Origin of the sequence: Salinivibrio socompensis S35, assembly GCF_000513715.1 — a bacterium.
GTDB lineage: Bacteria > Pseudomonadota > Gammaproteobacteria > Enterobacterales > Vibrionaceae > Salinivibrio > Salinivibrio socompensis.
Map to the genome: position 1 here is coordinate 1 of NZ_AQOD01000149.1, position 6,073 is coordinate 6,073.

The 6,073-nt window shown below is 47.7% G+C and carries 4 protein-coding genes and 2 pseudogenes; all 6 read right to left on the bottom strand.

Features of this window, described 5'->3' with window-relative positions; genetic code table 11:
- Window positions 1-126: pseudogene (locus DZ54_RS24960) on the bottom strand (IS4 family transposase); the annotation flags it as partial.
- A 171-nt stretch (window positions 127-297) separates the two neighbouring features.
- Window positions 298-3,363 (bottom strand): annotated as a pseudogene (locus DZ54_RS22220) (efflux RND transporter permease subunit).
- A gap of 42 nt (window positions 3,364-3,405) precedes the next feature.
- Window positions 3,406-4,452, bottom strand: coding sequence for an efflux RND transporter periplasmic adaptor subunit (locus DZ54_RS22225; protein ID WP_051416053.1), 1,047 nt, complete (start codon window positions 4,450-4,452; stop codon window positions 3,406-3,408).
- Window positions 4,449-5,231 carry an efflux RND transporter periplasmic adaptor subunit gene (locus DZ54_RS22230; RefSeq protein ID WP_240474030.1) on the bottom strand — a complete coding sequence of 261 codons (783 nt, stop codon included), beginning with the start codon at window positions 5,229-5,231 and terminating at the stop codon, window positions 4,449-4,451. Before DZ54_RS22230 ends, DZ54_RS22225 begins: the two co-directional genes overlap by 4 nt.
- Entirely contained in the window at window positions 5,212-5,484 is a 273-nt protein-coding gene (locus tag DZ54_RS26330) for a hypothetical protein (RefSeq protein WP_240474031.1), read from the bottom strand. The genes DZ54_RS22230 and DZ54_RS26330 overlap by 20 nt, the downstream gene beginning before the upstream one ends.
- 125 nt (window positions 5,485-5,609) lie before the next feature.
- A partial coding sequence (locus DZ54_RS25580; protein ID WP_205619415.1) for an Hpt domain-containing protein occupies window positions 5,610-6,073 on the bottom strand: 464 nt, incomplete at its 5' end.

Genomic DNA, 6,073 nt, shown 5'->3' on the forward strand with positions numbered 1-6,073 from the left:
GGTAAGCGTAAGCGTGTTGCTCTCAAGCAATGCTCGGCAAGCTAACATCAAGCTATTAAGTCGCTTTAAATGCAGTTCAGGACAGAATTGGTAGAGAGAGTCATGTAAGATATTGAGTTCGCACATCTTGTTGTCTGATTATTGATTTTTGGTGAAACCATTTGGTCATATGACAAGGTGTGCATCTACCTTAAATTGATGATTTTTATCTAAATCATCAGGGGATTCCTCAGTACATAACCTTCTTTTTCTTAACACGAAAAAAACAGCACCGCGATAAGCGATGCTGTTTGGTCGTTATTCAGAGTGATAACGGATCTGATAGAAAAGGCGATATAACACTGGCACCACAATCAAAGTCAGCACCGTCGCAAACCCAAGCCCAAACATGATGGTGACCGCCATAGGCCGGAAGAACACATCAGGTAATAGGGGGAGCATCCCCAAAATGGTTGTAACCGCTGTCATGCAAACGGGTCTTACACGACTCACTGCGGCATCAACTACCGCTTGGTAGCGCTGTTTACCACTCGCCACTTCGATATTTATCTGGTCGATTAATACGATCCCATTTTTAATCAACATCCCACTTAGGCTTAAAAACCCAAGTAATGCCATAAATCCAAATGGTGTATCAAGTAACAACAACCCAGTGGTTACCCCAACCACTGCCAGTGGCACCGTTAGCCAAATGATGACGGACTCTTTCACTGAGTTAAACAGCAAAATAGTCACGAGGAACATGAACAAATAGCCAAACGGCATGATACTGAACAAGCCCTCTTTCGCCTCCGTGGAGGATTCATGTTCACCGCCCCATTCGATAGCGTAACTATCTGGCATCGGAATCGATTCAATATCGGTGCGCACGCGGCTTAAGATGGTCGCGGCTGTTGTTTCTCGCAACGGATCGGGATCAGCCAAAACAGTCAGCATGCGTTTACGGTTCTTCCGCATAATGATCGGATCTTCCCAACGCATGTCATAATCAAGAATGACCTGCTGTAAGGGAATATAATCTTTCAATACTGGACTCCAGATTTTCATCCCTTCTAGCGTATTGATATTAATGCGCTCTTCATCCGGTAGACGCGCAACGATTGGCATTAAATTTGTCCCATCACGATAAACACCAATACGCTTACCACTAAATGTCATCGCTAAAAGCTCGTCGACATCTTTTTTGGTGATCCCATAACGACGCGCCTGGCTTTCATTAAATTCAGGCTCTAACACCTTGGTGCGGTTACGCCAATCATGACGGATATTCACCGCATCGGGATCATCATGGAGTCGAGCTTCCACTTTTTTAGCAATCGCACGCAGTTCAGTGGGATCAGAGCCGATGATACGTGCCTCGATCTTGGAGCCCGTTGCGGGTCCTAGAGAAATAGGTTTCAATTTTAACTGTGCATTCGGATACTGACGGCGTACATGCTGGCGCACCAATCCCATTGTTGGCTTCACATGCTCATATTGATCAACCCGTACAATCAACTCACCATAGGCAGCATAGGTCTTTTCTGGTGAGTAGGTCAGCATAAAGCGCTGCGATCCCTGCCCTGCACTGGTCGACACATAGTTTACGCCTTGTTGCTCGCTGAGCCAGCTTGATACCTCATCAAGCGTGTCTTGCGTGGCACGAATATCGGTCCCTTCCGGCAACCACATATCTACCATAAACATGGGCGTGGTGGAATCGGGAAAAAATGACTGCTTAAGATGTCCAAATCCATACACGCTCGCACCTAGCGCTAAGACCATCACTAGCAGGGTGAGATAGGCATGATGCATACACGCGGTTAAGAAACGCTTATACACGACAAAAAGAACGCCATTATACGGATCGCTACCCTCATCCCCCTCTTCCAAAGGCGTATCTTTAAAAAAGAGACTCGCAAAGAAAGGGGTTAATGTGATGGCGGTAAACCAGCTCAACATTAAAGAAATCAACAACACGGTAAACAGGGTACCGCAGTATTCCCCAGTCGCATCTTCCGACAGACCAATCGGCGCAAGGCGTAAAGCTGGCAATAACGGTCGCCCCCAGCAACGGCCACTTAGTTTGCGTGACGATGTCATGCGCTGCCTGTAATCGCGTTCGTCCCCGCTTCAGTCCGACAAGGATCCCTTCCACAACCACAATCGCATTATCTACTAACATCCCAAGCGCAATCACTAACGCGCCGAGTGAAACGCGTTGTAAATTGATCTCGAAGTAGTACATGAACACAAAGGTGCCAAGCACGGTAAGCAAAAGTACCAGCCCAATCAAAAGTCCCGATCGCAACCCCATAAAGAAAAGCAGAACAATAATAACAATCGCCACAGCTTGAVCCGAGTCGAGACGAAACCCGTTACCGAGTTATCCACTTCATCAGGTTGGTTATAGACATGATGAACTTGAATACCCACTGGCTGATCATTGTTAAGCTCGGATAGCCGTTTATCGACTTTCTCGCCAACTTCAACCACGTTGACGCCATCTGCAAACGAAATCCCAACCTGTAGCGCTTGCTTGCCATTGTAAGCGATGATCTGCCGTGGGACCTCTTGGTAGCCACGTTTTATATCGGCAACATCACGTAGGTAAATTAACCCTTCCGAACCGGCTTCCGTCAGGATCAAATTACCCAACTCCTCGACAGAAGAAAATTCGCCAGTTGGATGAATACGGATATATTCATCGCCCACTCGTAGCGCCCCTGCGTTGCTGACGAGATTTTGCGTCGCTAAAAGGTTAAACAGTGTATCTGGCGAGATCCCCAAGCTACTCAATCGCTGGATCGAAGCCTCAACAAAGACTTGTTCTTGCTGAGCGCCGCTGACTTGAACCTTACCCACGCCATCGACCAGCTCCAGTTCGCGACGTAAAAAGTCAACATAGTCTTTTAATTCACTGTAACTGTAGCCGTCACCTGTGACGGCCAATAAAATGCCAAATACATCGCCAAAGTCATCTTTGACTAAAGGTGGATTGACACCTGGCGGTAACTCTCCCCTGACATCATGGACTTTACGACGCAATTCATCCCAAATTTGCGGTAAATCATCCGACCGATATTTGGGCTTCATTTTCACCGTAATTTGCGACAGTCCTCGGCTAGAAATCGATCTTACTTCGTCAACATAAGTCAGTTGTTGTACCGCTTTTTCCAGTGGGTACGTCACTTCTTCTTCTACTTGTTGCGGTGTCGCGCCCGGATAGCTAGTAACAATCATCGCATCTTTGATCGTAAAAGCAGGATCTTCGAGGCGTCCTAGCCCAAGAAATGCAAGGGTGCCGCCGATCAGAAAGATCAGGGCAATCATCCAGCTGATCACTTTGTTTTGAATAAAATAGCCCGCCACACCTTGCTTCATGATGCCTGTTCCTCTTTTGACGCCAATTCTACTTTTTGTCCTTCAGACAGGTGGTTGGCACCGCCAACGACGATACGCTCCCCCATAGAAAGGCCCGTTACCGACCTCAATTTGTTGCCCATGAATGCGGCCCATTTCAACTTGCCGTTTATTTACCGTTTGAGAGGCCTCATCGTAAATCCAAACATAACTGTGATCGCTATCCAGCGGATCGCCATCTTGGTTAAAAATCGCTTCTATGGGGACCGAAAGGCCTGTTCGCGTCATTTTTAATCCGTCACGGGCAATACTCACTTGTACCGGCATGCCATCTAGAATGAATTGATTCTCTGGCATCGGCATCGTCAATGTGACAACAAATGCTCCGCTGTTAGGATCCGGCTCTGCCGTGAACTCATCGACCGTTGCTTTATACGATTGTCCTTGTTGCGTAACAACCTCAGGTTTCAAGCGTGTTTGTACGGAGGCTGCATTCCCTTCTGCATTTTGACTAAAAAGGACATCTGGGACCTGAACACGGATATCAGCGCGTGACGCATCATGAATATTCATAATGCCTTGTCCTGGGGCAATCGTCTCGAAAGGTTCCGCATTCACTTTCGATATCACTCCATCAGTGGGCGCTTTCAATGCAACATAAGATAAACGAAGATTGGCCAAGGCTAATTCAGCTTGTGCAATTTCTCGCTGCGCTTTTAGTTCATCAAATTGAGACTGGGCCAACATGCCTTTTTCAACGAGCGGCGCAGAGCGCTGGTACTGTGAGTTAGCCACGTCAAACCGTGCGTTGGCATTTTCAACCGCTAAGCGATAGTCCGTCGGTTCAAGACGGGCTAGGACGTCATTCTTTGACACACGATCCCCCGCTTTGACATTGATCGCTTGAATTTCGCCTGGCACCCTGAATGCCAGCGTGGCCTTATCGGCGGCGGCGGCAACAGCGGGGAACGCGAGCCGCTCATCCAACTGTTGTTGTGCCACGGTATAAGTTGATATCACAGGCAAAGAGGCGGGTTGAGCAATCGGATCAGGCTGACAGCCCACGATAACGCCGAGCCCGAGCAGCACGCTAATGAATTTTGTTCTCATAGTCCTCGCTCCTTCACCCAAGCTCTCACCCGATCACCCGGTTCGAGTGCACCCGCACCGGTCGCTACAATCACATCGCCATTATCGAGCCCCGCAGTAATTTTGCCGTTTTTGAGCGTCACGGGCATCAAAGTAATCTCACCGTTTTCACTCACACGCCAAACCGCGTTCCCTGCGTCCGATTGAACGACTGCCGTGGCAGGGATTTGGGTTTGTGACTGCGTCGGTATGGTAACGTGTATTCTCGCTGCCATCCCCGGCAACACATTCACAGCATCTGGCCGATTCAGGCTCACTGTGACATGATACGACGCCGTTTTTGGGTCCGCTTCCGTATCAATTTCCTTAAACTGAGCCGGGAATTGGCGCTGCTCATTGATGTCAAAAGAAACACTTGGCGTTAAAGTATCAAGGTATTGGGCAAAATAGTGAAAGTAGCGCTCCGGTAACTGGAAACTGACGTTAAGGATATCTTTGGATTGAATATGCAGCACCGGAGATTGTGCTTGTGTGAACTCGTTGCGCTCTTTCATTCTTAATGACACGGTGCCCGCGTATGGCGCTTTAAGCTCGGTGTAGTTTAGATTAGTTTGCGCCTGTTCAAGGCCAGCCGCCGTTTCGCTCAGTGCTGAACGCGCTTCATCAAACCGCTGCTCCGAAATGACTTTATCATTATGTAGCCGTTCCGCACGGTTAAATTGAACTTGAGCAAGCTGATATTGCGCACGCGCTTTGTCTAACTGCAGCTTATATTGCTGGTTATCGAGAGCCGCTAGCACCTGCCTTCTTAACGTCCATTCCCGCTTTAATGGGCATAGATTCAATGACGCCTGAGACTCGAAATGACAGTAGCGCTTTGTCATCCGCTTCAACCTGTGCGGGGAACTGCCGGGTTAACCCTTCGTCATCCGTCACCACAGTCAATAATTTAGCAGGACGCGTTGGTGTCTTTGATGGAGAAGAGATCGTTGGCTCACCACACCCAAAAAGGGCAAGAGTGGCGCAAAAGGCTAACAAAGAACGCTTTATCATCAGCTTATCCTTAACAATAAAACCTAGGGTCCGACAGACAATGTCAGACCCTAGGTCTTTGATGGGTCTTTATTTTTCATATAAACCAGTACGAAGTGTTATGCTAACTAGCAGCAGAGAATGTATCAAGATGTTTCCGGTAAACTCGCTATTTGTTCAACAATTAATGCCGTTTGTACCTCTATGGGATGAATATAAGGCTGCAACGATTCCAGATCTTCATACGGTGATTTTTCCAACTCCAGACACGTTTTAGAAAGGTCGCCCGCCCCTATCATGGCTGCTGCGCCTTTCATTTTATGTGCGAGTTTTTTCACTTTCCCTACATCTTGCTCTTCAAATGCTTGCTTTAACGCGGTCAAATCCTGGGTTTGGTTCTTAACATACTTATTGAGTAACATGGTCACCAATTCCATGCTATCACCGATTTGATCTTTGATATGTTGAACATCAACGGGGCATGAGTCACTCATCACAGCTTCTCCATGATCTTGAGATAGGGCTTCAATCTGGCTTGGTTCTGGTTCTGGTTCTGGTTCTGGTTCTGGTTCTGGTTCTGGTTCTGGTTCTGGTTCTGGTTCTGGTTCTG